This window comes from Kitasatospora sp. NPDC022785 (genome assembly GCF_055561295.1).
Window position 1 is genome coordinate 35,848 of the sequence record NZ_JBVHHB010000011.1, and the last position, 26,100, is coordinate 61,947.

Below are 26,100 nucleotides of genomic sequence, written 5' to 3' on the forward strand. Positions count from 1 at the left end.
TTGCAAAGCAATGCGTATTGGAGTGCTGACCAGCGGCGGTGACTGCCCCGGCCTGAACGCGGTGATCCGTTCCGTGGTCCACCGGGGGGTGGTCGACCACGGCGACGAGATCATCGGGTTCGAGGACGGCTGGCGCGGTTTCCTGGAGGGCGTCCACCGCCCCCTGACCCTGGAATCGGTGAGCGGCATCCTCGCCCAGGGCGGCACGATCCTCGGCTCCTCCCGGGTGCAGCCGAGCCACTTGCGCGACGGCGTCGAACGCGCCAAGCGGTACTGCTCGGACCTCGGCCTGGACGCCGTCATCCCGATCGGCGGCGAAGGCACCCTCAAGGCCGCCAAGCTGATGAGCGACGCCGGACTGCCGATCGTCGGCGTGCCGAAGACCATCGACAACGACATCGCCTGCACCGACGTCACCTTCGGTTTCGACACCGCCGTCTCGGTCGCCACCGAGGCCCTGGACCGGCTGAAGACCACCGCCGAGTCGCACCAGCGCGTCATGGTCGTCGAGGTCATGGGCCGCCACACCGGCTGGATCGCGCTCAACGCGGGCATGGCCGCCGGCGCCCACGCGATCGTCGTCCCGGAGCGCCCCTTCCACATCGACAAGCTCACCGCCGTCGTCCGCGAACGCTTCGACCGGCAGAAGAAGTTCGCGATCGTGGTCTGCGCCGAGGGCGCCAAGCCCGAGCCCGGCACCATGCACTGGGAAGAGGGCAGCAAGGACATCTACGGCCACGAGCGGTTCACCGGCATCGCCACCCAGCTCTCCCGCGAGCTGGAGCACCGGCTCGGCAAGGAGGCCCGCCCGGTGATCCTCGGCCACACCCAGCGCGGCGGCACCCCGACCGCGTACGACCGGGTGCTGGCCACCCGGTTCGGCTGGCACGCCGTGGAGGCCGTCCACAAGGGCGCCTTCGGCCACATCACCGCGCTGCAGGGCACCAACATCAACCTGGTGCCGCTGGGCGAGGCCGTCGCCGAGCTGAAGACCGTGCCGCAGGATCGCTACCTGGAGGCGGAGACGGTCATCTGACGCTCCCCCGCACCCTGCCGCCGGCCCCCGAGCACCCGCTCGGGGGCCGGTGTCGTTCCCGCGCGACGCCCCCGCGCCCGGGCTAGCGTGACCGTGGGGCAGGACCGGTGGGGCGTGACCGGCGGACGGAGCACCGCCGGCCGTCGCCGGAGCACCGCCGGAGCACCGTCAGACCACGGGAAGGAAGCAGCCGATGGAGATCCTCGCGTACGGCGTACAGGCCGACGAACGGCCGCTGCTGGAGCAGGCGTTCACGGGCCGGCACGAGCTGCGCTGCCTGAGCGTCTTCCTCAACCGCGACACCGCCCCACTGGCCGCCGGCTACCCGGCCGTCAGCAGCAGCGTCAACGACGTCCTCGACGCCGGCACCCTCACCCTCCTCGCGGCCGGCGGCACCAGGCTGATCGCCCAGCGCTCCACCGGCTTCAACAACATCGACCTGGACGCCGCCGCCGAACTCGGCCTCACCGTCGCGCGGGTCTCCCACTACAGCCCCTTCGCCGTCGCCGAACACGCCTGGGCCCTGGCCCTGGCCGTGAACCGCCGGCTCACCCGGGCCGCGAACCGCTCGCGCGAGTTCGACTTCCGCCTCGACGGGCTGCTCGGCCGCGACATCCACGGGATGACGGTCGGCGTGATCGGCACCGGCAAGATCGGCGAGTGCTTCGCCCGGATCGCCCACGGCTTCGGCACCGACCTGCTCGGCTGGGACATCGCCCCCAACCCCGCCTGCACCGCCCTCGGCATGACCTACACCGAACTGCCCGAGCTGCTCTCCCGCTCCGACCTCGTCAGCCTGCACGTCCCCCTGCTGCCCGCCACCCACCACCTCATCGACGCCGCCGCGCTGACCCGCATGAAGGACGACGCCATCCTCGTCAACTCCAGCCGCGGCGGCCTCGTCGACACCGCCGCCCTGGTCGAGACCCTGCGCGCCGGCCGGCTCTCCGGCGTCGGCCTCGACGTCTACGAGGAGGAGACCGGCGTCTTCTTCTACGACCGCTCGGTCGAAGGCATCAGCGACGACACCCTCGCCCGCCTGATGACCTTCCCCCAGGTCCTGGTCACCTCCCACCAGGCCTACTTCACCCGCACCGCCGTCGGCCAGATCATCGACGCCACCGCCCGCAACATCGAGGACCACGAAGCCGGCCGCACCAACGAGAACACCCTCGTCCCGGCCACCGGCACCTGACCCGGAAGGAGTGTCCGGACCGGATCATCCTGCGGTACGGGCGGACACTTCGCGGCCTGCGCGTTCATCCGCGGGAGCCGGCTGAGGTCTCCCCGCCGTCCTCCGCCACGGCACGCGCGGGCGCCGCCGGCTCCGACCGAGGACAGTCGGAGGCCGCGGTCCGGACCAGGGCGGAGACCACCACCGCGGTCGAGAAGCACGCGTGGCCGACGGTCATGAGGGCCCCGTGCGGGCCTCCTCCTCCACGGCGGACGCGTTGACGGCGACGTCCATCGCGCCGGAGGCCGCACCGGTCAGCGCCAGGCTGCCGATCAGCGTCGACTCCGACGTCGCCAGCGACGGCAGGAACCCGACCAGCGCCATGGCCACCAGGCAGCCCGTCACCGCGGGCCGGCCCAGGCGGTCGATGACCGCACCGGCGAGCCGCATGGAGCAGAGCGCGCCGAACCCGATCATCAGCACCGCCACGCCGAGTTCGCCGTCGCCGACCCGGGCCTGGCGCTGCGCCTCGGGGAGGAGCGCGCCCCAGGCACCCCAGAACGTGCCGAACGAGACGAAGGCTGCGAGGACTCGCACACGTCCGGCGGTCATGTGGCAGGGAGCCCCTCGCTACGGGGGCCGCCCGGCTCGGCCCCGGCCCGGGAGGCCGTGGAGGATCGCCATGCAGCAAACCTTTCCGGCGGGCCCGCCGGCGAACCCCCCGGCCGCCCACGTCCGCGGAGCCGGGGGCCGGGGGAAGCCCCGGGGTAAGGCCCGCCTAGTCTGTAGACGCAAGCAAAACGGGCGAACCGGACCCACCAGGGGGCCGCGACGAGGGAAAGCAGGACCCGCCCATGGGCGACGGAATGTCAGGCATGCACCACCACGGCGGGATGACAGAGCTGGGGCCGTTCTCCCTCTCCAACGTCATGACCTGGTCCCCCGACTGGGTGTTCCTGATCGGCAGCCTGGTCGCGCTGGCGCTGTACGGGACTGGCGTGGTGCGGCTGTACCGGCGCGGCGACCGCTGGCCGATCGGCCGGACCGTCGGCTGGGTGGCGGGCGTCGGCTCGGTGATCCTGGTCACCTGCACCGGGCTGAACGACTACGGCATGGTGCTGTTCAGCGCGCACATGATGCAGCACATGGTGCTCTCCATGCTCTCGCCGATCCTGCTGCTGCTCGGCGCGCCGATCACGCTGGCGCTGCGCGCCCTGCGCCCGGCCGGCAAGGGGCGCCCGCGCGGCCCGCGCGAGCTGCTGGTGGCGCTGCTGCACAGCACCTACGTCAAGGTGATCTCGCACCCGGCGTTCACCATTCCGCTGTTCATCGCGAGCCTCTACGGGGTGTACTTCACCCCGCTGTTCGACTTCCTGATGCAGTACCGCCTCGGGCACATCTTCATGATGGTGCACTTCCTGGCCACCGGGCTGGCGTTCTTCTGGCCGATCATGGGTGTGGACCCGGGCCCGAACCGCCCGGGCCACGTGATGCGGATCATCGAGCTGTTCATGGGGATGCCGTTCCACGCCTTCTTCGGCGTGGCGGTGATGATGGCCAGCCACTCGCTGGTGACCACCTTCACCGAGGCCGGCGCGCCGCCCGGGACGGACCTCCTGGCGGACCAGAAGCTGGCCGGCGGCATCACCTGGGCGTTCGGCGAGATCCCGACGGCGATCGTGCTGATCGCGCTGGTCTACCAGTGGATGCGCTCCGAGCAGCGGGTGTCCCGCCGCCGGGACCGTGCCGAGGACCGCAACGGTGACGCCGAGCTGGCGGCGTACAACGCGTACCTGGCCTCACTGGACAAGCGCGGCCAGCGCCCGGCACCGGCGGCCGACGCTGGCTGAGCCCGCTCCCGGGCGCCCCGCTCCCCCGACGAACCCCTGCCCGACGAACCCCTGCCCGACGCCCGGGTGGGGGTTCCGTCGTTCCCGGGGTCAGTCGCGGGGGGCCGCCTGCCGGGCGAGGCCGGCGACCAGGATGTCCATGCCGAACTCGAAGCGCTCGTCACCGACGTTGCGGGTGAGCGCGGCGGCCATCGAGGTGATCATCGGGTAGCGGTCCGCCGGGATCGTGCTGAAGTACTCGCGCACCCTCTCGGTGTAGGCGTCGGCGTCGGCCTCGGTGTGGCCGCTCCGGGTGGAGGCCTCGAAGGTGGTCGCGGTGGTGTAGAGGCCGAGCAGGTCCACGCCGTACGCGGCGGTCTGCTCGTCCAGCCCGCCGGCCCGCAGGATGCCCAGCATGGTGTCGGCGACGTCCATGGCGTGCGGGGTCACCGGGACGTTGGCGACCACGGCGGCCTTGGCGAGGTCGCGGTGGCCGAGCAGCACGTCCCGCGAGCGGCGCATCAGCCGCTTGATCTGCTCCTGCCAGTCGGCCGGGTCCGGCTGTTCGAGGGCGATCTCGGAGTACGCCAGGTCGAGGACGAGCTCGACCAGCTCGTCCTTGTTGCCGACGTGGGCGTAGAGGCTGGCGGCGCCGGTGCCGAGCTCCTGGCCGACCCTGCGCATGCTCAGCGCGTCCATGCCCTCGGCGTCGACGATCCGAAGGGCGGCCTCGACGATCCGTTCGCGGCTCAGCGGCTGGCGCCTGGAGGCCGCCTTCTCCTTCTCCTGCCAGTGCGCCGACCAGCTCGGACGCGGGGCGGCACTGGTCATGGGGGCTCCTTCGTGGTCGGCGTCGGGTCCCACACTACTTGACACGAACACTGTTCCATGGGAGAACACTGTTCGTCGCAAGGAAACAGTGTTCGCTCAGACGAACGTGGTTCGTCCGGCTCCGACCATCAGGAGAGCCCACCCATGACCAGTCAGACCGCCCCTCCCCCGGCCGCCACGGCGGCCGAGCCCGCACCGGCCGGCTACCGCCTGCGCTGGGCCGCCCTCGCCGTGATCCTGGCCGCCGAGGTGATGGACCTCCTCGACACCACGATCGTCGGCGTCGCCTCCCCGGCGATCCGGCGCGACTTCGGCGGCAGTGACGCGCAGATCCAGTGGATCTCCGCCTCCTACACGCTCGCCTTCGCCGTCCTGCTGATCACCGGCGGCCGGCTCGGGGACCTGCTCGGCCGCAAGAAACTCTTCGTCGCCGGCGCGGCCGGCTTCACGCTCGCCTCGGTGCTCTGCGCCGCCTCGGCAGGCCCGGGCACCCTGATCGCCGCCCGCACCGTCCAGGGCCTCTTCGCCGCCCTGCTGATCCCGCAGGGGCTCGGCCTGATCAAGGCGATGTTCCCGCCGAAGGAGATGGGCGCCGCGTTCGGCCTCTTCGGCCCCGTCCTCGGGCTCTCCTCCGTCCTCGGGCCGACGCTCGGCGGCTACCTCACCGACGCCGACCTGTTCGGCACCGGCTGGCGGATGGTCTTCCTGATCAACCTGCCGCTCGGCCTGCTCGCGGCGCTCGCCGCCGTCAGGGTCCTGCCCGCCGACCGCACCACCCGCACCGCCGGCGCCGGCCGGCTCGACCCGGTCGGCGTCCTGGTGCTCAGCGCCGCCGTCCTGCTGCTGGTCTACCCGCTGGTGCAGGGACGCGAGCTGGGCTGGCCGCTCTGGACCTACCTCGCCATGGCCGCCTCGCTGCCGGTCCTCCGGCTGTTCACCGTCCACCAGCGCCGGGTGCTGCGGCGCGGCGGCACCCCGCTGATCGAGCCCTCGCTCTTCGCCAAGCGGGCCTTCACATCGGCGCTCGCCACCGGGCTGGTCTTCTTCGCCGCGCTCTCCGGCCTGCTGCTGACCTTCACCCTCTACCTGCAGCTCGGCCTCGGCTGGAGCCCGCTGCACTCCGGCCTCACCATGATCCCGCTCTCGCTCGGCATCGTGGCCGGCGCGATCCTCTCCGGCGGCTTCCTCGCCCCCAGGTACGGCCGGCGCGTCCTGCATGCGGGCATGGCCGTCGCCGCCGCGGGCACGCTCGGCCTCCGGGCTTCCGTCGAGCACTGGGCCGGCGGCCTGACCAGCTGGGAGCTGACCCCCGCGCTGGCCGTCACGGGCTTCGGCCTCGGCCTGATCATGGCGCCTTTCTTCGACATCGCCCTGGCCGGCGTCGAGGACTCCGAGACCGGCTCGGCCTCCGGGGTGCTCAACGCCCAGCAGCAGCTCGCCGGCTCGATCGGCGTCGCGCTGCTCGGCACCGCGTTCTTCGGCTGGGCCGGCTCGGACGGCTTCCGGCACGCGGCCGGCTGGACCTTCGGCCTGACCGCCGGCCTGCTGGCCCTCGCCTTCCTGGCCGCCTTCCTGCTCCCACGGAACGCCCGCCCGGGCGGCGAGCACTGACACCTCCGTACCGCCACCGCCCGCCGGGGCAGCACCTGGCGGGCGGTGGCGTCCGCTTACCATCCGGTGCATGCAAGCCCTTCTGATGGCCGCCCTGCTCGCCGTGGTGCTGCTCTCCCGGATCCAGGAACCGCGACGGTTCGGCAACGGTGTGCTGCTCGGGCTGACCGGCCTCTGCGTGGCGGTCGGCACGGTGAGCGCCGTCGGCCGCTTCTCGGCGCCGGCGGCGGGCGCCGTCACCGCCGGGGTGGCCGGCGCGGTCTGGCTGAGCGGGCTCGTCGCGGCCGCGCTGCTGGTGGCGAACGGGGTCACGATGGTCCGCCGGGAGGGCACCCGGCCGGCCAGCCTGCTCTCCCTGCTCACCGGTGCGGCCCTGCTCGGGCTGCTGGGGCTGCTGCTCTCGGCCACCTACCTGAGCGTGCGGGCGCTGCGCGCGGCCGCCGGCGCCGCCGTCCTGCTCGGCGGTTACGGCGTGTTCCTGCTGCTCTGCTTCGTCGGGTACACCCTGCTCTACCGCCGGCTGGCCGTCCGCCCGGGCGCCGACTACGTGGTCGTGCTGGGTGCCGGGCTCGACGGCTGCGAGGTGCCACCGCTGCTGGCCGCCCGGCTGGACCGGGCGCTGGCGCTGTACCGGACCGAGGAGGCGGCCGGGCACACCCCGCTGCTGCTGGTCACCGGTGGCAAGGGGCCGGACGAGAGCTGCACCGAGGCGGCCGCGATGGCCGCCCACCTGCTCGCCCGCGGCTGCCCGGGCGAGCGGATCCGGCGGGAGGAGAAGGCCACCAGCACCACCGAGAACCTGGCCTTCAGCCGCGAGCTGATGGAGCGCGAGCACCCGGGCTACCACTGCACCGTGGTCACCAGCAGCTTCCACGTGCTCCGCTCCGCCGTCGCCACCCGCCGGGCCGGCGTGCCCGGCCAGGTGGTCGGGGCGCCGACCGCCGCGTACTACTGGCCGAGCGCCGTCCTGCGCGAGGTGGTCGCGACCGCCCTGCTCTACCCGCGGGTGAACGGCGCGGCCGTCCTGCTGCTCGCGGCGGCCGGGGCGGTGGCCGGCTGGCGCTGGTAGAGCCCGGCCGGCGGGCCGGTCGCCGCGTCCTCGGGACGAACGCCGGGAGGCCCCGGGGTCCTGAGCGGACCCCGGGGCCTCCCGGTTCGACTGGGCTGCGTTCAGCCGAGGTTGGCCAGCGCGTCGTTGAAGGTCTTCGACGGGCGCATCGCGGCCGCGGCCTTGGCCGGGTCGGGCTGGTAGTAGCCACCGAGCTCGACCGGGGCGCCCTGGACGGCGATGAGCTCCTCGACGATGGTCTGCTCCTGCTCGGCCAGCGACTTGGCCAGGCCCGCGAACGCCTCGGCCAGGGCGGCGTCGGCGGTCTGCCGGGCCAGCTCCTGGGCCCAGTAGAGGGCCAGGTAGAAGTGGCTGCCACGGTTGTCGATGCCGCCGAGGCGGCGGCTCGGCGACTTGTCCTCGTTGAGGAAGGTGCCGGTGGCGCGGTCCAGCGTGTCGGCCAGCACCTGGGCGCGGGCGTTGTCGGTGGACTGGGCCAGGTGCTCGAAGCTGGCGGCCAGCGCGAAGAACTCGCCCAGGCTGTCCCAGCGCAGGTAGTTCTCCTTGACCAGCTGCTGGACGTGCTTCGGGGCGGAGCCGCCGGCGCCGGTCTCGAACAGGCCGCCGCCGTTCATCAGCGGGACGACCGACAGCATCTTGGCGCTGGTGCCCAGCTCCAGGATCGGGAAGAGGTCGGTCAGGTAGTCACGCAGCACGTTGCCGGTGACGGAGATGGTGTCCTCACCGCGGCGGATGCGCTCCAGCGAGAACTTCGTCGCCTCGACCGGCGTCTTGATCTCGATCTGCAGGCCCTCGGTGTCGTGCTCCGGCAGGTACGCCTTGACCTTCCCGATCAGGACGGCGTCGTGCGCGCGGCCCTCGTCCAGCCAGAAGACGGCCGGGCTGCCGGTGGCGCGCGCGCGGGTGACGGCCAGCTTGACCCAGTCGCGGATCGGCAGGTCCTTGGTCTGGCAGGCGCGGAAGATGTCGCCGGCCTGGACGGCCTGCTCCAGCACCACGTTGCCCTCGGTGTCGACCAGGCGGACGGTGCCGGCGGCCGGGATCTCGAAGGTCTTGTCGTGGCTGCCGTACTCCTCGGCCGCCTGGGCCATCAGGCCGACGTTCGGCACCGAGCCGATGGTGGCCGGGTCGAGGGCGCCGTGGGCGCGGCAGTCGTCGATGACGGCCTGGTACACGCCGGAGTAGCTGCTGTCCGGCAGCACGGCCAGGGTGTCGGCCTCGTTGCCGTCCGGGCCCCACATGTGGCCGGAGGTGCGGATCATGGCCGGCATCGAGGCGTCGACGATGACGTCGGACGGCACGTGCAGGTTGGTGATGCCCTTGTCGGAGTCGACCATGGCCAGGGCCGGGCCCTCGGCCAGCTCGGCCTCGAACGAGGCCTTGATCTCCTCGCCCAGGTGCGGCACGCCGTCCAGGCCGGCGAGGATGCCGCCGAGGCCGTTGTTCGGGTTGAGGCCGGCGGCGACGAGCGCCTCGCCGTACGTGGCGAAGGTCTTCGGGAAGAAGGCGCGGACCACGTGGCCGAAGATGATCGGGTCGGAGACCTTCATCATGGTGGCCTTGAGGTGCACCGAGAACAGCACGCCCTCGGCCTTGGCGCGGGCGACCTGCGCGGCCAGGAACTCGCGCAGCGCGGCGACGCGCAGCACCGAGGCGTCGACGACCTCGCCGGCCAGGACCGGCACCGACGGGCGCAGCACGGTGGTGGTGCCGTCCTCGCCGACCAGCTCGATGCGGAGCGAGCCGTCGGCGGCGACCACGGCGGACTTCTCGGTGGAGCGGAAGTCGTTCTGGCCCATGGTGGCGACGTTGGTCTTGGAGTCGGCCGTCCAGGCGCCCATGCGGTGCGGGTGCGTCTTGGCGTAGTTCTTGACCGACGCGGGGGCGCGGCGGTCCGAGTTGCCCTCACGCAGGACGGGGTTGACGGCGCTGCCCTTGACCTTGTCGTACCGGGCGCGGACGTCCTTGTCCTCGTCGGTCTGCGGGTCGTCCGGGTAGTCCGGCAGCGCGTAGCCCTGCGCCTGCAGCTCGGCGATGGCCGCCTTCAGCTGCGGGATGGAAGCCGAGATGTTCGGCAGCTTGATGATGTTGGCGCCCGGGGTCTTGGCGAGCTCGCCGAGCTCGGCGAGGGCGTCCTCGATCCGCTGGCCCTCCTCCAGACGCTCCGGGAAGCTCGCGATGATCCGCCCGGCCAGGGAGATGTCGCGAGTCTCCACCCGGACGCCCGCCGTCGAGGCGTAGGCCTGGACCACAGGCAGGAACGAATACGTTGCCAGGGCCGGCGCCTCGTCGGTGTGCGTATAGATGATGGTCGAGTCAGTCATCGGTACTCCGCTTCACGTCTCCAACGTCTTGATGTCAAGATATCTCGTGATCGCCCCTCCGCTCCACCACCCCCCGCTCCGGAGCACGCGCCGGCGCCCGCCCCGGGTCGGCGGCGGTCAGGTCCACCGTGGTCCCGGGACGGGCGCGGGGCAAGCGGAGGAGGGTCAGGCCCGGGCGAGCCGGGCGCCGAACTCCTCGGCGTCGGCGACGAACCAGAGCTGGTTGCCGCGGTTGCTCTCGTAGACGAAGTCGCGCAGGGCGCTGCTGGCGGCCAGGTGTCCGGAGATGTCGCCGGTGACGGCCAGGCCGATCCGGTAGTTGACGAACTTCTGCGAGATCTCGCCGGCGACCCGGGTGCTCAGCCGGAAGAAGTCGTCGCCGAGGCGGGCGGCCGGGACGACGACCCAGGCGGCGTCGTGGCCCATCGCGTCGCCGATCAGGTCCATCGCGTCCCGCTCGCCGCGGACCGCCGGGCCCTCGGCGGGCAGGCGCAGCACGGTGGCCCCGGCCACCTCGACGGCCTCCGCTCCGGTGGCCACCGCCGCGGCGGGCTCGACGGTGTCGGTGACCTCGTGGTGCTCAGACATGACGGTTCTCCCTGGTCAGCGCATTGATGAGGACGAGCAGCTCGGCGGTGTCGGCCAGCCCCCCGAGGATGATCACCTTGAGCGTGGATCGCTCCTCGTCGTGCACGGTCTGGAGCTTCAGCGGCCTGCCCTCGCGGGGGCCGGCGATCGCCGCCATCACGGTGTTGGCGAGCCAGGCGGCCTCCCGGGTACCGATGCCGTCGACCTGCACGATCGTCGAGGCCTCAGCATGGAGCTCCGGCGCGGCGGCCGGAGCGGGCGCCGCCGGGGTGCCGGTGAAGGCCGCCAGGTCCTCCTCGGTGATCCGGTACTGCTTGCCGATCCGGGCCGCCTTCAGCCGGCCGTCGCGGACGTAGCCGCGCACGGTCCGGACATGCAGCCCGAGCAGCTCGGCCACCTGTTCCACCGAGTAGTACTGCGGCACGCGTGCCACCCTCCTTGGACTGCTCTATTTGCCATCAAACTACCATACCGAGCATGGCCAGAGGGAAGAATAGGGATGTTTGGGGAAGGACGGCCGAGCGAACGTCAGGAGTCCGTCAACACGGCGCCGCATTCGGTCAACACTGCGTCAGGACGACGCCCGGCGGACCGCGGGCGCCCTAGCGTCGGAGAAGCAGTTCCGGCAGGCCCCTCCACCACTCGGGAGCACCCGCATGGCCCGCGTCGTCTGGCACGTCCCGGTCACCGTCACCGGACGCACCACCGCCCTTCGCCTGTTCCGTCTCCGCGACGGCCGCCGCTGTGCGGTCGGCTTCAGCTCCGCCGAGGCCCTGACCGCCCTGCTCGGGCCGGGCCAGGCGTCCACCGAGCTCGCGGAACCCGCACTGCGGGCACTCGCCGCACCGCTCGGCGTCGACACCGTGGTCCTGGACCCGCGCCTGGTGGCGCCGCCCGTGCCCGCCACCTGCTCCCCCGCCCCGGCGGCCCAGCTCCAGCCCCGGTGACCGCCCTCCACCTGCTCCCCGGCGGCGCCGCGCCGCAGCCCCAGGGAGCCCGGCCCCTGCACGCCCTCGCCCGGGTCGGCTTCGGCCCCGTCCCGCTCGACTTCGACCGGCTGGCCGCCGAGTTCCCCGCCGTGCAGAGCGGACTCGCCCTGGCCGGGGACGCCGACCTCGAACTCCGCCTCGCCTGCACCGGCCCCGAGGAGTTACGGGCCATCTCCGCGGCCCTGCTGCGGGCCGGCGCCGCCCACGTCCGGATCGACCTGGTCCTGCGCGCCCTCGTCCCCCGGCCGCCGACGCTCCGGCCGGTGCCGTAGCCACCTGCCGCCCGCGCCCCCGTGTCGCGGGAGCACGGGCGGCTCGGCTCAGCCGCTTTCGCGGGTCAGCGCGGCGATCGCGGCCAGCATGAGGACGGAGCCGGCCAGCAGTGCCGGGGTGAGGGGCTCGCCCAGGAAGGCGGTGGCCATCAGAGCGGCCGTCACCGGTTCGAGCAGGACGGAGGCCGTCGCACCCGGCACGGCGGCCGGGCCCGCGAAGTACCAGCGGTACGCGAGCAGGGTCGGAACGGTGCCGATGGTGATCAGCGTGCCGAGGCCATGGCCCGCGTACAGCACCGAGCCGAAGTAGGCGCACTGGCTGACGGCGGGCCCGAGCCCGGTCAGGACGGTCGCCCGCCGCGAACCCGCGGCCGGTCGTGATCTTCTCCTCTCCCACGGTGACCACGTACCGTCGGCGGTGACGCGGTGGAGGTCCTCCTCCACCCCCGGGTGCGGAGGAGAGCAGCGGCGTGGACCACCTGACGTACAGCGACGTGAAGGCGGCCGGGGAGCGGATCGCGGGGCGGGTGCGACCGGTGGTGGTGGCGCCGGGGGACGAGGGCGGGCGGGTCTGGCTGGCTCTGGAGTACCTGCAGCACACCGGGAGTTTCAAGGCGCGCGGCGCACAGAACTTCCTGCTCGCGCACGCCGGGGCGGGCACCCTGCCCGCCGCCGGGGTGACCATCGCGTCGGGCGGGAACGCGGGCCTGGCCTGCGCCTGGGCGGCCCGTGAACTCGGCGTGCGCGCCACGGTGTTCCTGCCGGAGACGGCGCCGCCGGTGAAGATGGCGCGGCTGCGGTCCTACGGCGCCGAGGTACGGCTGGCGGGCGGCGAGTACGCGGAGGCGCTGGCCGCGTGCGAGGAGTTCGCTGCGGCGAGCGGCGCGTTGGCCTCGCACGCCTACGACCACCCGCTGATCGCGGCCGGGGCCGGGACGGTCCTGGAGGAGATCCGGGACCGACTCCCGGGCCTGGACACGGTGGTGGTGTCGGTGGGAGGCGGCGGACTGTTCGCCGGGGTGGCGGCCGCGGCGCGCGAGCACGACGTCCGGGTGGTGGCGGTGGAGCCGGCGGGCAGCCGGGCGTTGAACGCGGCGCTGGCGGCGGGGAGTCCGGTGGACGTCCCGGTGGAGTCGGTGGCCTCGGACTCCCTGGGCGCCCGCCGGGCCACCGCACTCGCCGTCCATGCCGCCCAACAGGACGGCGTCCGTTCGGTGCTGGTCCCGGACACCGCCATCGTCCGGGCCCGGCAGGACCTTTGGGACGAGCGCCGGATCGCCGTCGAACACGCGGCGGCCACCGCCCTCGCCGCGGTGGACGGCACCGACGGCGAGCGGATCGCCGTCCTGCTCTGCGGCGCCAACACCGACCCGTCCGACCTGGTGACCGGCGGCTAGCGGCGGCCGGCGGCTCAGCCGATGCCCTGGCGGTCCGGCACCAGGGCGAACGTCCGGGCCTGCGGGTCGGGCAGGTTCTCCGCCACGGCCCGGTCCAACAGGACGCGCTGCTCCAGGAGTCGGGTGCGCCGGTGCTCGGGGGCGATGCGCAGCAGGTCGTCCAGGGAGGCGGCGAGGCGGCGTGTCACCTGCGGGTGCCCGGCGCCGCAGAGGCGGATCTCGGTGAAGGCGAGATCGACCACGCAGCGCCAGTCCGGTACCGGTTCCACCAGCCGGACGGCGCCTGCCCGGTCGCGGAAACAGAGGTCCCCGAAGCTCTCGTGGACGAGCATGGCGAGCAGCTGGTGGATCCGGTCGATGGACTGCACCGCGGTGGTCGGGTCGTTGACGGCGGGCGAGAGCGCTCGGATGGCGATGTCGACCAGCTGACGGAACCCGAAGCCGAGGTCCTGGTGCATCGTCCGGTCGACGCCGACGTTGAAGGCCAGGGCGATCCGCCGCGGGCGCGGCGGTCGGGCGCCGGCCACCCGGACGATCGGGGTGCCGGGGGTGATGAAGTCGCCGATCCGGGGGACGAGGTGGAGCACCGCGTCGTGCTTGCGGGCGATCCGCACCAGCCGGCCGATGTTGACGTCGCGCAGCACCCCCGAGCGGCCCTCGTGCAACAGGGTGAGCGCTCCCTCGGGGACGGCCGGCGGCTGCGGCTCGGGCTGCATCAGCCGGTAGTGGTGGATGACCGACACCGACTCGTTCGCCACCCGGTCGATGACGTGCGGGACGCGCAACAGCCGCATGGTGGACTGCACGTAGAGGACGAACAGCCCCAGGCTGAGCACCACCAGCAGGACGGCGACGAGGCCGGAGAAGACCGGTACGGACGTGACCTTGGCCGGGTCGGTGGAGTCGTCGTAGCTGAGCTGGACGAGCAGCGCGAAGAGGAAGGTGGCCAGGCAGACCGAGAAGGTGGCCTTGGTCAGCCGGCTGCGCACGTACAGCCGCAGCACCCGCGGGGAGAACTGGCTGGCGGCCATCTGCAGGGCGACCAGCGAGATCGAGAACACCACGGCGATGAACGTCAGCATGGCCGAACTGACGGTCGAGACCACACTCCTGGCGGCGCCGGTGAACCGCATCAGCTCGTCGGCGGAGCCGGTCTCGGCGACGGTGGCGGTGACGACGCTCTCGTCCAGCCAGGCGGTGACCGAGGCCAGCACCACGGCGGCGAGGCAGGTGAGCAGCGGGGCGAACCAGAACGACTCCCGCAGGTGCTCGCGCAGCGGGGAGAGCGCGCGGTAGCGCACCTGTCGGGGCGGGCCCGGCGAACGGTCGGTCATCGCCCCAGGCTAGGGCGGGTGCTCACAGCCGCGCCGGTACGCCACGCCCGCCCCGGGTGGGCTACCCCAGCAGCCGGCGCAGTGCGAGCCCGTCCGGGGCTGCGGCGGTGAGCAGCGCGGCGTCCGGGTCGGGCAGCGTGAGCAGGGCGGCGTCGCCCCCGGCGGGCCGCCCGGGCGGTGGCGGCGGCGGGTGGCCGACGGTGAGCCGCTGTCCGGTGGCCCGGTGACCGCCGAGGACGGCGGGGCCGTCCCAGCCGGGGGCGCCGGGGCCGAGGTCGGTCTGCTGGTCGAGCAGGAGCCGGCCGGCGCGGCGGACGGTGAGCCGGGAGGTGAGCCGGCCGGGGGCGGCGCCACGGGCCCAGTCGTGGTGGCGGCCGAGGATCTGTTCCTCGCGGTGGCGCAGCCGGGCGCCGGCGGCGAGGGTGATCCGGGTGTGCAGGACGAGGTGGCTGCCGCTCGCGGCGACGACGGGTTCGGGCCGCCAGTCGAGCCGGGCGCCCTCCCCCACCGTCAGCGCGATGTCGTAGAACGCGGGCCCGGGCCCGGGCAGGCTGATGGTGGCGGCCGCGCTGGTGACGGTGAGCGCGGCGCCGTCGGCGAGTTCGACGGCGAGGGCGAGCCGGTCGCCGCCGAGCGGTGCGGCCATCGAGCCGACGAGCACCACGTGGGCGGCGCCGTCGTCGTCCCGGGTGCGGCGGGGGGCGAGCGGGCCGGCGCCGGAGAGGACGGGCAGAGCGGTGGTGCCCCGCCCGTCCGGCTCGGCGAGGATGCGGGCCCGCGCGAGGACTGCGGCCGTCACCGGGCCTGGCGCCGGTCGGTCGCGTGCTGCGCGGCCTGGCGCGGGTCGGCTCCGTCCTGCGCGGCCTCACTCGGGTCGGCTCCGTCCTGCGCGGCCTCACTCGGGTCGGCCCCGTACTGCGTGGTCTCGCGCCGGTCGGCCTCGCGCCAGGCCGCGAGCTTCTCCCGGACCCAGGCGGCGACGGGGGCCACGCCGTCGGCGGAGGTGAGCGAGCAGAAGACGGTGGGCAGCTCGCCGCGCTGGGCGGCGGCGTCGCGGGCCATCACGCCGAGGTCGGCGCCGACCAGCGGGGCCAGGTCGGTCTTGTTGATCACCAGCAGGTCGGAGGTGGAGACGCCGGGGCCGCCCTTGCGCGGGATCTTGTCGCCGCCGGAGACGTCGATGACGAAGATCTGGTGGTCGACCAGCCCGCGGCTGAAGGTGGCGGTGAGGTTGTCGCCGCCGGACTCGACGAGGACGAGGTCGAGCGGGCCGACGGCGTCCTCCAGCTCCTCGACGGCCTCCAGGTTGGCGGAGATGTCGTCGCGGATGGCGGTGTGCGGGCAGCAGCCGGTCTCGACCGCGCTGATCCGCTCGGGCGGCAGGACGGCGTTGCGGAGCAGGAACTCGGCGTCCTCGGTGGTGTAGATGTCGTTGGTGACGACGGCCAGCGAGAGTTCCTCGCGCAGCAGGCGGCAGAGGGCGGCGACGGTGGCGGTCTTGCCGGAGCCGACCGGCCCGCCGAGGCCGATCCGCAGGGCGCGGCGGCGGCCGTCGGCGGCGAGGGCGGCCGCGTACGTGTGGCGGACGGGTGCGTCGACGGGGTCGACGTGGTCACGATGCAAAGAGACGGACCTTCCAGGAGTGGTGCTCTTCGGCGTAGACGTCGAGCAGCGGGGCGGAGGCGGCCGGCAGCGCGTCCGGGTCGTCGCGCAGCGCCGCGGCCAGGGCCTCGCCAGCGACGGCGTCGAGCTGCGGCGCGAGGCGGGCGAGCGCGGCGGCGACCTCGTACGGGTCGAGGCCGAGCAGCCGCACGCATGCCGTGGCCGGCCCGTTGACGCTCTCGTACACGGCGGCGGAGGCGGCCTGGGCCGGGGTGAGCCCGGCGGCCAGCGCGGCGGTGCCGAGCACCACCGGCTGGTGCGCGCCGCGCGGGAACCCGCCGGCGAGTCGGTCGAGTCGGTCGTGCGGCCAGGCGGCGCGGGCGGCCCTGAGCAGCTGGCGGCCGAGCCGGCGACTGGTGGCGCGCAGGGCCGGCGACGGGGTGCGGGCCTCGGCGGCCGCGTCCAGGACGACGATGTCCTGTCCGGCGGCGGCCGCGGCGGCCAGGGCGGCGGCGACCAGGCCGGTGGTGTGCAGCCGCCCGGTGAGGAAGGCCGCCATCGTGGCGCTGTCGTACACCCGCCCGGCCTTGACCGCCGCCTCGGCGCCGCCGGAGTGCGCGTGCCCGCCGGCGGGGAACCGGCCGTCGGCGAGCATCAGCAGCGCAGCGAGGGCCATCAGAAGAGGAAGTACCGCTGGGCGAGCGGCAGTTCGGTGGCCGGTTCGGGGGTGACGACCTCGCCGTCGACGGTGACGGTGAAGGTGTCGGGGTCGACCCGGACGTCGGGGCGGGCGCTGTTGTTGACCATCTGCTCCTTGGTGACCCCGCGGGTGTTCCGGATCGCGGTGAACTCCTTGGCCACGCCGAGCTGTTCGGCCAGCCGGGCGGGCAGGCCGTCGTCGATCGCGGCCTGCGCGGTGAAGTTGAGCGAGTTCGCCGCCGCCGAGCGCCCGGTGGCGCCGAACATCGGCCGCGGCAGCACCGGCTGGGGCGTGGGGATGGACGCGTTGGCGTCGCCCACCTGCGCCCGGGCGATCTGGCCACCCTTGACGACCAGGTCGGGCTTGACCCCGAAGAAGGCCGGCGACCAGAGCACCAGGTCGGCGAGCTTGCCGGGTTCGACCGAGCCGATCTCGCCGTCCAGCCCCTGGGCGACGGCGGGGTTGATGGTGTACTTGGCGACATAGCGCCGGGCCCGGTGGTTGTCGGCGCGACCGTCCCCGGGCAGCGCGCCGCGCCGGGCCTTCATGACGTGGGCGGTCTGCCAGGTGCGCAGCACGACCTCGCCGATCCGGCCCATGGCCTGGGAGTCGGAGCTGATGATGGAGATGGCACCGAGGTCGTGCAGGACGTCCTCGGCGGCGATGGTGGAGGGCCGGATCCGGGACTCCGCGAACGCGAGGTCCTCGGGCACGTGCGGGCTGAGGTGGTGACAGACCATCAGCATGTCGAGGTGCTCGTCGACGGTGTTGACGGTGTGCGGCCTGGTCGGGTTGGTGGAGCTGGGCAGCACGTTGGCCTCGCTCACCACGGTGATGATGTCGGGCGCGTGGCCGCCACCGGCGCCCTCGGTGTGGTAGGCGTGGATGCCCCGGCCGGCGATCGCGGCGAGGGTGTCGCCGACGAAGCCGGCCTCGTTCAGGGTGTCGGTGTGGAGGGCGAGCTGGGCACCGGTCCGGTCGCAGACCCGCAGGCAGGCGTCGATCACGGCCGGGGTGGCGCCCCAGTCCTCGTGGATCTTGAAGCCGAGCGCGCCGGCCCGCAGCTGGTCGTGCATCGACGTCTCGTTGACGGTGTTGCCCTTGCCGAGCAGCCCGACGTTGACCGGCAGGCCGTCCATCGCCGCGAAGAGCCGGCCGAGGTGCCAGGCGCCCGGGGTGACGGTGGTGGCCTTGGTGCCCTCGGCGGGCCCGGTGCCGCCGCCGACCAGGGTGGTGACACCCGAGGCCAGCGCCTCGTCCACCAGCTGCGGGCAGATGAAGTGGACGTGGGTGTCGACGGCGCCGGCGGTGACGATCCTGCCGTTGCCGGCGATCACCTCGGTCTCCGGGCCGATCACCAGCCTGGGGTGGACGCCGTCCATGGTCTCGGGGTTGCCGGCCTTGCCGAGCGCGGTGATCCGGCCGTCCCGGATGCCGATGTCGGCCTTGACGACGCCCCAGTGGTCGAGCACCACTGCGCCGGTGATGACGGTGTCCGGGGCCCCTTCGGCGCGGCTGGTGCGGGCCTGGCCCATGGACTCGCGGATCACCTTGCCGCCGCCGAAGACGGCTTCGTCGCCGCCGCGGCTGCGGTCCTCCTCGACCTCGATCAGCAGGTTGGTGTCGCCGAGCCGGATCCGGTCGCCGGTGGTCGGGCCGTAGAGGTCGGCGTAGCGCTCGCGGGTGAGCCGGAGGGCGGGGCGGCCGGCCCTGAGGTGCTCAGTCATCGAGGGCTCCTGCCGTCTCGCCGCGCAGGCCGGCGACCTCGCGGCGGCCGGCGATCGGGACCAGCTGGACCTCGACCGGGATGCCCGGCTCGAAGCGGACGGCGGTGCCGGCGGGGATGTTGAGGCGCAGGCCGCGGGCGGCCGCACGGTCGAACGCGAGTCCGGGGTTGGTCTCGGCGAAGTGGTAGTGCGAGCCGACCTGGACGGGCCGGTCGGCGCCGTTGAGGACGGTCAGCCGGGTCACGTCCAGCCCGAGGTTGAGACCGATCTCGCCTTCTCCGTAAATGATCTGACCCGGCGTCATGCTTCCGCCGGCGCTCACTGGATGGGCCCGTGGACGGTGACGAGCTTGGTGCCGTCGGGGAAGGTCGCCTCGACCTGGACGTCCGGGATCATCTCGGGGATGCCCTCCATGACGTCGTCCCGGGTGAGCACCTTGCGGCCGGAGTCCATCAGCTCGGCGACGGTCCGGCCGTCGCGGGCACCTTCGAGGACGTGCGAGGTGATCAGTGCGACCGCCTCGGGGTGGTTGAGCCGCAGGCCGCGGCCCCGCCGGGAGCGGGCCACATCGGCGGCCACGTGGATGAGCAGGCGCTCCTGCTCGTGGGGGGTGAGTTTCATCTGCGCGCACCTTCGAGGGGAGGTAAGAGCGCGCGGACACGACGCTGTGCCGCGGTGGTGGCGCATACCGTAGCGGACGAACCACCCCTGGGGCAGGCCGCCCCGCCAGCCCGGGCCGGTATCACTATGCAGTGGGCGCTATTTCTATGACCCTATGTGCCGTCCAGATTGCCAGATCTTGAGGCGAAGCTCAATTCCCGCTCAAGTGCTGAACCTACTCATCAGTTATGTAACACATGTATGAACTGAATGCCCCCTACCTGCGAGGATGTCCGGCCAAGTAGGTAAACATTCAGTAATGAAATCTGTGCAGAGGCCTATGAATACGCCTACTGTGTGGCAACTCTCCGCGCTCCGATCGCCGGGGCCCCCACACCACAGAGAGATTTCGCATGGCATCCCTCAACCAGCTCTCCCCGCCGAGCACGGGTACCGACACCGGTACCCCCACTCACCGCTCGCTGCGCCGCGAGGTCGGACTGATCGGCCTCATGTGGGCCTCGGTCGGCTCGATCATCGGCTCCGGCTGGCTGTTCAGCGCGAAGAACGCCTCCATGGTCGCCGGCCCCGCCGCCCTCATCTCCTGGGGCATCGGCGCCATCGCGATCGCACTGCTGGCGTTCGTCCACGCCGAGCTCGGCGGACTCTTCCCCGTCGCGGGTGGCACCGCCCGCTACCCGCACTACGCCTTCGGCGGCCTGGCGGGGATGTCTTTCGGCTGGTTCTCGTGGCTCCAGGCGGCGACCGTGGCGCCGATCGAGGTCTTCGCCATGATCAACTACGCCACGCACTGGTCCTTCGCCGAGGGCCTGCAGCGGCCCGACGAGACGCTGACCACCAGCGGCCTCATCGTCGCCGTCTTCCTCATGGCCCTCTTCGTCGCCGTCAACTTCCTCGGCGTCAAGGTGCTGGCCCGCACCAACAGCATCACCACCTGGTTCAAGATCGCCGTGCCGCTGGCCACGATCTTCGTCCTGGCCATCACCAACTTCCACCCCGGCAACTTCACCGAGCACGGCTTCGCGCCGTTCGGGATCAAGGGTGTCCTGACCGCGATCAGCACCAGCGGCATCATCTTCGCCCTGCTCGGCTTCGAGCAGGCCCTGCAGATCTCCGGTGAGAGCCGCAACCCCAAGCGCGACATCCCGCGCGCCGTCATCGGCTCGGTCAGCATCGGCACCCTGATCTACGTGCTGCTGCAGGTGGTCTTCATCGCCGCGATCCCCGCGGCCAGCCTCGCCGGGGGCTGGGCCGGCCTGGACTTCGAGGGCATCAGCCGCCCGTTCGCCGGCCTCGCCATGACCGTCGGCCTCGGCTGGCTGGCCTACGTCCTCTACGTGGACGCCATCATCTCCCCCGGCGGCGCCGGCCTGATCTACACCACCTCCACCTCCCGCATCTCCTATGGCCTGAGCAAGAACGGCTACGCGCCGCAGGCCTTCGAGAAGGTGGACCGCAACGGCGTGCCGTACTTCGGCCTGATCATGTCCTTCGTCACCGGCGTGATCTGCTTCCTGCCGTTCCCCAGCTGGCACGAGCTGGTCGGCTTCATCACCTCCGCGAGCGTGCTGATGTACGCCGGCGCCCCGCTCGCCTTCGGCGCGCTGCGCCGCCGCCTGCCGAACCGGGAGCGCTCCTACCGCCTGCCCGGCGGTGCCGTCATCGCCCCGCTGTCCTTCGTGGTCGCCAGCCTGATCATCTACTGGTCCGGCTGGGAGACCCTGTACCGCCTGGGCTTCGCCATCCTGATCGGCTACCTGCTGCTCGGCGGCTACGCCGTCTACGCGATCCGCAAGGGCCTGCCGAACGCGCCGCGCCTGGACTGGCGGGCGGCCCAGTGGCTGCCGGCGTACCTGGTGGGTCTCGGCGTGATCTCCTGGCAGGGCACCTTCGGCGGCCAGGGCCACATTCCGATGTGGTGGGACATGGCCGTGGTCGCGCTCTTCGCCCTCGGCATCTACTTCTGGGCGATCCGGGTCGCACTGCCGGCCGACGTGATCGAGCGGAACGTCGAGGACATCGAGGTGGTCGACGCGGGCGGTCACTGACCCTCGGTCGCACCACAGGACGGGCCCGCCGGTTCACCCCGGCGGGCCCGTCCCGCGTCTCCGGCGCCCTACAGCTTCAGCACCGCGCGCAGCGCCGCCGTCACCGCCGCCTCCGGATCCGCCACCGCGCCCTCCGAGCGCCAGGCGACGAAGCCGTCCGGACGGACCAGCACCGCGCCGTCCGGGCGGACCCCGTGGAGCTCGGCGAAGTCCGCGCCGGGCTCGGGCGCCAGGTCGTCCTCGGCGCCCGTACCGATCCGGTAGGCGTCCAGCGGGACGGCCAGCCGGTCGGCCGCCCGCCGGGCGCCCTCGTGCCAGGCCGTGCCTTCGGGGCCGGTGAGCAGCACCATCGCCTGCTCGTACAGGTCGAGGGTGGAGAGCTTCACACCCGCCCGCAGCAGCCACTGGTGCGGCGCCCGGCTGCCGGGCTCGCCGGCCGACTCGAACTTCTCCGGTACCACCGCGCCCGCCGGATCCGCCCCGGCCACCGCGCCCTCGGGGTAGCGGTAGCCGAGCGCCACCGCCAGCACGCCGGCCTGCCGGCCGACGCCCGGCACCACCGCGTACCCGGGGTGGCTGTGCTCGGCCGAGCGCGCCGAGGCACGCTCGCTCGTCACCTCGGCGACCGGTCGGCGCTCCTGGCCGTACGTCTCCAGCAGCCCCGGCCCGGCCCAGCCGCCCAGCACCGCGGCCAGCTTCCAGGCCAGGTTGTGCGCGTCCTGGATGCCGGTGTTGGAGCCGAACGCGCCGGTCGGCGACATCTCGTGCGCGGCGTCCCCCGCGAGGAAGACCCGTCCGCCGGAGTACCGCTCGGCCACCCGTTCGGCCGCGTGCCAGGGCGCCTTCCCGGTGACCTCCACCTCCAGGTCCGACACGCCGACCGCCGCCCGGATGTGCCGGACGCACCGCTCGTCGGTGAACGCCTCCAGCGGCTCGCCGCGCTCGGGGTGCCAGGGCGCGTGGAACACCCACTCCTCGTGGTTGTCCACCGGCAGCAGCGCGCCGTCGGCCTCCGGGTTGGTCAGGTAGCAGGCGATGAAGTGCCGGTCGCCCACCGCCTCGGCCAGCCGCTTGGCCCGGAAGGTGATGCTGACATTGTGGAACAGCTCGCCCTTGCCGGTCTGGCCGATGCCCAGCCGCTCCCGGGCCGGGCTGCGCGGGCCGTCCGCCGCGACCAGGTACTGCGCCCGGACGGTGCGCTCCTCGCCGGTCTCCCGGCTGCGCAGCAGCGCCGTCACCCCGTCGGCGTCCTGCTCGAAGGAGAGCAGCTCGGTGCTGAAGCGCAGGTCGCCGCCGAGCTCGCGGGCGGACCGCAGCAGCACCGGCTCCAGGTCGTTCTGGCTGCACAGACACCACGCGCTCGGGCTGAACCGGGCCAGCCGGCCCCCCGGGTCGATCTCCCGGAACAGCCACTCCTGCTCCTCGCCGGTCAGCGAGGGGGTCTGGAGGATGCCGTGGTTCGCGGCGAGCACCGAGGCCGCCTCGCGGATCGCCTGCTCGATCCCGGCCACCCGGTACAGCTCCATCGTGCGGACGTTGTTGCCTCGGCCACGCGGGTGACGCGAAGTGTCGGCGTGCTTCTCGACCAGCAGGTGTCTGACACCCAGTCGGCCCAGGAAGAGTGAGGCCGACAGCCCGACCAGCGAGCCGCCGACGATCAGGACCGGCACCCGGTCGTCAACCTTCGGATTCATCAATTACTCCAGCCTGTACGGGAGTTCGCGGTCCGGCTTCGGGCTCGGCGCCGCCCTCGGCGGGGCACGCACACACGGCGGCCCCGTCTCTCCATCCCCCGCCCCGGGGTCGTTCTGCCGCCCCTTCGCTCGGATGGCCCGCAAATCTCGCGCCACCCCGCGGGCTCCGCGCACGATCGACCTCAGGCCTGACGCCGACGCCCGGGCCGACCGCCACCGCACCGCCCTCCCCCGTCGGGCCCACCGGCCGGACGCCGCCCCGCGCGGCCGGACGCGGGCGCCCCAGAAGCAGAAAGTGGATCATGACGACTCTGTCCGAACCGCAGTCGCAACAGCAGGCCGAGACCGACACGCGGCTGCGCGTCATGCTGATGCTGGAGATCAAGGACGGCGCCCAGCAGCGCTTCCTCGACGTGTACGAGACGCTGCGCCACCAGGTGGCGTCCGTCCCCGGGCATGTCAGCGACCAGCTCTGCCAGTCGATCAACGACCCCCGGCAGTGGCTGATCACCAGTGAGTGGGAGGACCAGGAGACCTTCCTGGAGTGGGTCGACAGCCCGGCGCACCGCGAGATGGTCAAGCCGATGCACGGCTGCGTCAGCGACACCTTCCGCTCGCTGCGCTACTCCATCCTCCGGGAGACCTCCGCGGCCGGCGTCACCGGCACCCGCGCCCCGGCGGAGGTGCCGCCCGGCCTGCCCCGCACCACGCCGGCCGGGCACGTCGGCCCGCCGCAGGCCGCACCCGGCCCGGACGGGGTGACCCGGCACGCGCTGACCTTCACCGTGAAGCCCGGCAGCGAGCAGAAGGTGGCCCGGATCCTGTCCGGCTACACCTCCCCCAAGGCCGAGGTCGACGAGACCACCCGGCTGCGCCGCACCTCGCTGTTCATGCACGGCAACCGCGTCGTCCGGGCCGTCGAGGTGATCGGCAACCTCGGTGACGCACTGCGCCACGTCGCCATGCAGCCCGAGGTCCGGGCCGTCGAGGAGGCGATCAACCCGTACCTGGAGGAGGCCCGCCAGCTGGGCGACCCGCAGGCCGCGCGCGCCTTCTTCGCCAAGGCGGCGCTGCCCGCCGAACACCAGGCGATCGCGGGCTCCCCCGTCTCCGGGCGGCTGCACCGGCACGCGGTGCTCTACCCGGTGAAGCCCGGCAACGGGCAGGCCGTCGCCGCGCTGCTGGCCGAGCACGACAACCTGGCCACCGCGGACCCGACCGGCCCGGTCGCCGCGTCCTTCGTCTTCCACCGGGAGGACATCGTGGTCCGCCTGGCGGACCTGCGGGTACCCGCCGAGGCCGACCCGGCGGCGGCCCTCGGTGTCGCCGGCGAACGCGAGGCCACCGTCCTCGGCCGGCTCCTCGACCTCGGCGCCGACGGCGACCTTCGGACCGTCGCCGGACTCAGCGCCTTCCTCGCGGCCCGCGCGATGAACCCGGTCACCGACCGCAGTTCGCAGGAGGGCTGACGGGGCGCCGGCACGGCGCCGCCGCCAGAAGAACCGCCGGACCCCGCACCACCGCCGGACCAGATCCGGAACCGACACTCGGAGGAAGAACCATGTCCACGCAGTACCCACGGATCGTGCACGTCGACGAGGCACCGGAGAACCGCCGGCGCGGCGGCGACCTGCGCGCCATGCTCACCCCCACCACCTGCGGCGCGACCAGCGGCTTCATGGGCCTGGCCATCGTGCAGCCCGGCGAGCGGATCGGCGAGCACTACCACCCGTACTCCGAGGAGTTCGTCTTCGTGGTGAGCGGCGACCTCGAGGTCGACCTGGACGGGGTCACCCGGGCGCTCAAGCCCAACCAGGGCCTGATGATCCCGATCGACATGCGCCACCGGTTCCGCAACGTGGGCGACACCGAGGCCCGGATGGTCTTCCACCTCGGCCCGCTCGCCCCCCGTCCGGAGCTGGGCCACGTCGACACCGAGGAGACCGAGGGTGCCGTCACCTCCGGCCCGCCGGAACACGCCAAGGTGGCTTCGTGACACGGCGCGTCGCCGTCACCGGGATCGGCGTGGTCGCACCCGGTGGCGTGGGCGTCCCCGCCTTCTGGCGGCTGCTCACCTCCGGCCGGACGGCGACCCGGGGCATCACGCTCTTCGACCCCACCGGGTTCCGCTCCCGGATCGCCGCCGAGTGCGACTTCGACCCGGCGGCGCACGGGCTGAGCCCGGAGGACGCCCAACGGGCCGACCGGTACGTGCAGTTCGCGATGGTGGCCGCAGACGAGGCGGTCGCCGACGCGGGTCTTGACCTCGCCGCGGAGGACCCGTGGCGGATCGGCGTCTCGCTCGGCACCGCCGTCGGCGGCACCACCCGGCTGGAGCACGACTACGCCCTGGTCAGCTCCGGCGGCACCCGCTGGGACGTCGACCACCGCCGGGCCGAACCGCAGCTGCACCGGGCCTTCGCGCCGTCCACGCTGGCCTCCGCGGTCGCCGAGCGCACCGGCGCGCACGGCCCGGTGCAGACCGTCTCCACCGGCTGCACCTCCGGGCTGGACGCGATCGGTTACGCCTTCCAGGCGGTCGAGGAGGGACGCGCCGACATCTGCATCGCCGGCGCCTCCGACTCGCCGATCTCGCCGATCACCGTCGCCTGCTTCGACGCCATCAAGGCCACCAGCGAACGCAACGACGACCCGGAGCACGCCTCCCGCCCCTTCGACGCCCACCGGGACGGCTTCGTGCTCGGCGAGGGCGGCGCCGTCCTGGTGCTGGAGGAGCTGGAACACGCCCGCCGGCGCGGCGCCCGGATCTACGGCGAGATCGGCGGCTTCGCCACCTTCGGCAACGCCTACCACATGACCGGCCTCACCCAGGAGGGGCTGGAGATGTCCCGGGCGATCGACGACGCGCTCGACCACGCCCGGGTGAACCGCACCGACGTCGACTACGTCAACGCGCACGGCTCGGGCACCAAGCAGAACGACCGGCACGAAACGGCGGCCGTCAAGCGCTCGCTCGGCGGGCACGCGTACGAGACGCCGATGAGCTCGATCAAGTCGATGGTCGGGCACTCGCTCGGCGCGATCGGCGCGATCGAGGTGGTCGCGTGCACCCTTGCACTGGCCCACGGCGTGGTACCGCCGACCGCCAACTACGAGACTCCGGACCCGGAGTGCGACCTCGACTACGTGCCGCGCACCGCGCGCGAGCTGCCGCTCCGTCACATCCTGTCGGTCGGCAGCGGATTCGGCGGATTCCAGTCCGCCGTCGTGCTCAACAGAACGGGGTGAGATCC

25 protein-coding genes and 1 pseudogene are annotated in these 26,100 nt (G+C 73.0%); 12 read left to right on the forward strand and 14 right to left on the reverse strand.

Annotated features, from left to right (window positions below):
• Window positions 1–10 precede the first annotated feature (10 nt).
• Both ACZ3YO_RS19330 and ACZ3YO_RS19335 read left to right on the forward strand, forming a co-directional pair.
• Window positions 11–1,036 (forward strand): 6-phosphofructokinase, encoded by a 1,026-nt coding sequence (locus ACZ3YO_RS19330; RefSeq protein ID WP_396322432.1) that lies wholly within the window; start codon window positions 11–13, stop codon window positions 1,034–1,036.
• A 193-nt stretch (window positions 1,037–1,229) separates the two neighbouring features.
• Complete coding sequence (locus ACZ3YO_RS19335; RefSeq protein ID WP_465570634.1) at window positions 1,230–2,231, forward strand: 2-hydroxyacid dehydrogenase; 1,002 nt, start codon at window positions 1,230–1,232, stop codon at window positions 2,229–2,231.
• 213 nt (window positions 2,232–2,444) lie between these two features.
• On the opposite strand, the gene ACZ3YO_RS19340 is transcribed toward ACZ3YO_RS19335, so the two are convergent.
• Complete coding sequence (locus tag ACZ3YO_RS19340) at window positions 2,445–2,822, reverse strand: hypothetical protein (RefSeq protein WP_465570636.1); 378 nt, start codon at window positions 2,820–2,822, stop codon at window positions 2,445–2,447.
• Between the two features lie 263 nt (window positions 2,823–3,085).
• Here ACZ3YO_RS19340 and ACZ3YO_RS19345 point away from each other — a divergent pair, with 263 nt between their 5' ends.
• Window positions 3,086–4,060, forward strand: a complete 975-nt coding sequence (locus ACZ3YO_RS19345; protein WP_405363873.1) for a cytochrome c oxidase assembly protein — start codon at window positions 3,086–3,088, stop codon at window positions 4,058–4,060.
• A 90-nt stretch (window positions 4,061–4,150) separates the two neighbouring features.
• Here ACZ3YO_RS19345 and ACZ3YO_RS19350 read toward each other — a convergent pair whose 3' ends face one another.
• Window positions 4,151–4,870, reverse strand: coding sequence for a TetR/AcrR family transcriptional regulator (locus ACZ3YO_RS19350; protein ID WP_465570638.1), 720 nt, complete (start codon window positions 4,868–4,870; stop codon window positions 4,151–4,153).
• A gap of 144 nt (window positions 4,871–5,014) precedes the next feature.
• Between ACZ3YO_RS19350 and ACZ3YO_RS19355 the strand changes: the two genes are divergently transcribed.
• Entirely contained in the window at window positions 5,015–6,481 is a 1,467-nt protein-coding gene (locus ACZ3YO_RS19355) for an MFS transporter (RefSeq protein ID WP_465570640.1), read from the forward strand.
• A 70-nt stretch (window positions 6,482–6,551) separates the two neighbouring features.
• Window positions 6,552–7,550, forward strand: a complete 999-nt coding sequence (locus tag ACZ3YO_RS19360; protein WP_465570642.1) for a YdcF family protein — start codon at window positions 6,552–6,554, stop codon at window positions 7,548–7,550.
• Window positions 7,551–7,651: 101 nt separating this feature from the next.
• Here the strand turns inward: ACZ3YO_RS19360 and ACZ3YO_RS19365 are convergent, their stop codons facing one another.
• The 3 genes from ACZ3YO_RS19365 to ACZ3YO_RS19375 form a co-directional block, all read right to left on the reverse strand.
• Window positions 7,652–9,874, reverse strand: coding sequence for an NADP-dependent isocitrate dehydrogenase (locus tag ACZ3YO_RS19365; protein WP_396322438.1), 2,223 nt, complete (start codon window positions 9,872–9,874; stop codon window positions 7,652–7,654).
• 165 nt (window positions 9,875–10,039) lie between these two features.
• Window positions 10,040–10,462, reverse strand: coding sequence for a DUF4180 domain-containing protein (locus tag ACZ3YO_RS19370; protein ID WP_465549967.1), 423 nt, complete (start codon window positions 10,460–10,462; stop codon window positions 10,040–10,042).
• A complete protein-coding gene (locus tag ACZ3YO_RS19375; protein ID WP_465570646.1) occupies window positions 10,455–10,886 on the reverse strand; it encodes a helix-turn-helix domain-containing protein in 432 nt (143 codons plus the stop codon). Before ACZ3YO_RS19375 ends, ACZ3YO_RS19370 begins: the two co-directional genes overlap by 8 nt.
• A 232-nt stretch (window positions 10,887–11,118) precedes the next feature.
• Here ACZ3YO_RS19375 and ACZ3YO_RS19380 point away from each other — a divergent pair, with 232 nt between their 5' ends.
• Both ACZ3YO_RS19380 and ACZ3YO_RS19385 read left to right on the forward strand, forming a co-directional pair.
• Window positions 11,119–11,409 (forward strand): SAV_915 family protein, encoded by a 291-nt coding sequence (locus tag ACZ3YO_RS19380; RefSeq protein ID WP_396322441.1) that lies wholly within the window; start codon window positions 11,119–11,121, stop codon window positions 11,407–11,409.
• Entirely contained in the window at window positions 11,406–11,723 is a 318-nt protein-coding gene (locus tag ACZ3YO_RS19385) for a hypothetical protein (protein ID WP_465570649.1), read from the forward strand. Before ACZ3YO_RS19380 ends, ACZ3YO_RS19385 begins: the two co-directional genes overlap by 4 nt.
• Before the next feature lie 48 nt (window positions 11,724–11,771).
• Here the strand turns inward: ACZ3YO_RS19385 and ACZ3YO_RS19390 are convergent, their stop codons facing one another.
• Window positions 11,772–12,167: a DMT family transporter gene (locus ACZ3YO_RS19390; protein ID WP_465570651.1), complete on the reverse strand. Its 396-nt coding sequence runs from the start codon at window positions 12,165–12,167 to the stop codon at window positions 11,772–11,774.
• Between the two features lie 26 nt (window positions 12,168–12,193).
• On the opposite strand from ACZ3YO_RS19390, the gene ACZ3YO_RS19395 reads away from it, so the two are divergent.
• A complete protein-coding gene (locus tag ACZ3YO_RS19395) occupies window positions 12,194–13,120 on the forward strand; it encodes a serine/threonine dehydratase (protein ID WP_465570654.1) in 927 nt (308 codons plus the stop codon).
• Window positions 13,121–13,134: 14 nt separating this feature from the next.
• Here ACZ3YO_RS19395 and ACZ3YO_RS19400 read toward each other — a convergent pair whose 3' ends face one another.
• From ACZ3YO_RS19400 to ACZ3YO_RS19430, 7 genes and pseudogenes are all read right to left on the reverse strand, one after another.
• Window positions 13,135–14,454, reverse strand: coding sequence for a DUF2254 domain-containing protein (locus ACZ3YO_RS19400; RefSeq protein WP_465570657.1), 1,320 nt, complete (start codon window positions 14,452–14,454; stop codon window positions 13,135–13,137).
• Window positions 14,455–14,515: 61 nt separating this feature from the next.
• Complete coding sequence (locus ACZ3YO_RS19405; protein ID WP_465549952.1) at window positions 14,516–15,253, reverse strand: urease accessory protein UreD; 738 nt, start codon at window positions 15,251–15,253, stop codon at window positions 14,516–14,518.
• A gap of 146 nt (window positions 15,254–15,399) precedes the next feature.
• Window positions 15,400–16,077 (reverse strand): annotated as a pseudogene (ureG, locus tag ACZ3YO_RS19410) (urease accessory protein UreG); the annotation flags it as partial.
• Window positions 16,067–16,732 carry an urease accessory protein UreF gene (locus tag ACZ3YO_RS19415; protein WP_465570660.1) on the reverse strand — a complete coding sequence of 222 codons (666 nt, stop codon included), beginning with the start codon at window positions 16,730–16,732 and terminating at the stop codon, window positions 16,067–16,069. The gene ACZ3YO_RS19415 and the pseudogene ureG, both read right to left, overlap by 11 nt.
• The gene (locus tag ACZ3YO_RS19420; RefSeq protein WP_465570662.1) at window positions 16,732–18,483 is read right to left on the reverse strand and encodes an urease subunit alpha; all 1,752 of its coding nucleotides are present in this window, start codon (window positions 18,481–18,483) and stop codon (window positions 16,732–16,734) included. Before ACZ3YO_RS19420 ends, ACZ3YO_RS19415 begins: the two co-directional genes overlap by 1 nt.
• Window positions 18,476–18,787, reverse strand: coding sequence for an urease subunit beta (locus ACZ3YO_RS19425; protein WP_465570665.1), 312 nt, complete (start codon window positions 18,785–18,787; stop codon window positions 18,476–18,478). Before ACZ3YO_RS19425 ends, ACZ3YO_RS19420 begins: the two co-directional genes overlap by 8 nt.
• A gap of 14 nt (window positions 18,788–18,801) precedes the next feature.
• A complete protein-coding gene (locus ACZ3YO_RS19430; protein WP_465549942.1) occupies window positions 18,802–19,104 on the reverse strand; it encodes an urease subunit gamma in 303 nt (100 codons plus the stop codon).
• Between the two features lie 392 nt (window positions 19,105–19,496).
• Here ACZ3YO_RS19430 and ACZ3YO_RS19435 point away from each other — a divergent pair, with 392 nt between their 5' ends.
• Window positions 19,497–21,152 carry an APC family permease gene (locus ACZ3YO_RS19435; protein WP_465570668.1) on the forward strand — a complete coding sequence of 552 codons (1,656 nt, stop codon included), beginning with the start codon at window positions 19,497–19,499 and terminating at the stop codon, window positions 21,150–21,152.
• Window positions 21,153–21,220: 68 nt separating this feature from the next.
• On the opposite strand, the gene ACZ3YO_RS19440 is transcribed toward ACZ3YO_RS19435, so the two are convergent.
• The gene (locus tag ACZ3YO_RS19440; RefSeq protein ID WP_465570671.1) at window positions 21,221–22,846 is read right to left on the reverse strand and encodes an FAD-dependent oxidoreductase; all 1,626 of its coding nucleotides are present in this window, start codon (window positions 22,844–22,846) and stop codon (window positions 21,221–21,223) included.
• A gap of 302 nt (window positions 22,847–23,148) precedes the next feature.
• Between ACZ3YO_RS19440 and ACZ3YO_RS19445 the strand changes: the two genes are divergently transcribed.
• The 3 genes from ACZ3YO_RS19445 to ACZ3YO_RS19455 all read left to right on the forward strand — a co-directional run bounded on the left by ACZ3YO_RS19445 (window position 23,149) and on the right by ACZ3YO_RS19455 (window position 26,095).
• Window positions 23,149–24,315, forward strand: a complete 1,167-nt coding sequence (locus tag ACZ3YO_RS19445; RefSeq protein ID WP_465570674.1) for a SchA/CurD-like domain-containing protein — start codon at window positions 23,149–23,151, stop codon at window positions 24,313–24,315.
• 92 nt (window positions 24,316–24,407) lie between these two features.
• Window positions 24,408–24,842, forward strand: coding sequence for a cupin domain-containing protein (locus ACZ3YO_RS19450; protein ID WP_396322454.1), 435 nt, complete (start codon window positions 24,408–24,410; stop codon window positions 24,840–24,842).
• The gene (locus ACZ3YO_RS19455; RefSeq protein ID WP_465570677.1) at window positions 24,839–26,095 is read left to right on the forward strand and encodes a beta-ketoacyl-[acyl-carrier-protein] synthase family protein; all 1,257 of its coding nucleotides are present in this window, start codon (window positions 24,839–24,841) and stop codon (window positions 26,093–26,095) included. Before ACZ3YO_RS19450 ends, ACZ3YO_RS19455 begins: the two co-directional genes overlap by 4 nt.
• The last annotated feature ends 5 nt before the right edge of the window (window positions 26,096–26,100 follow it).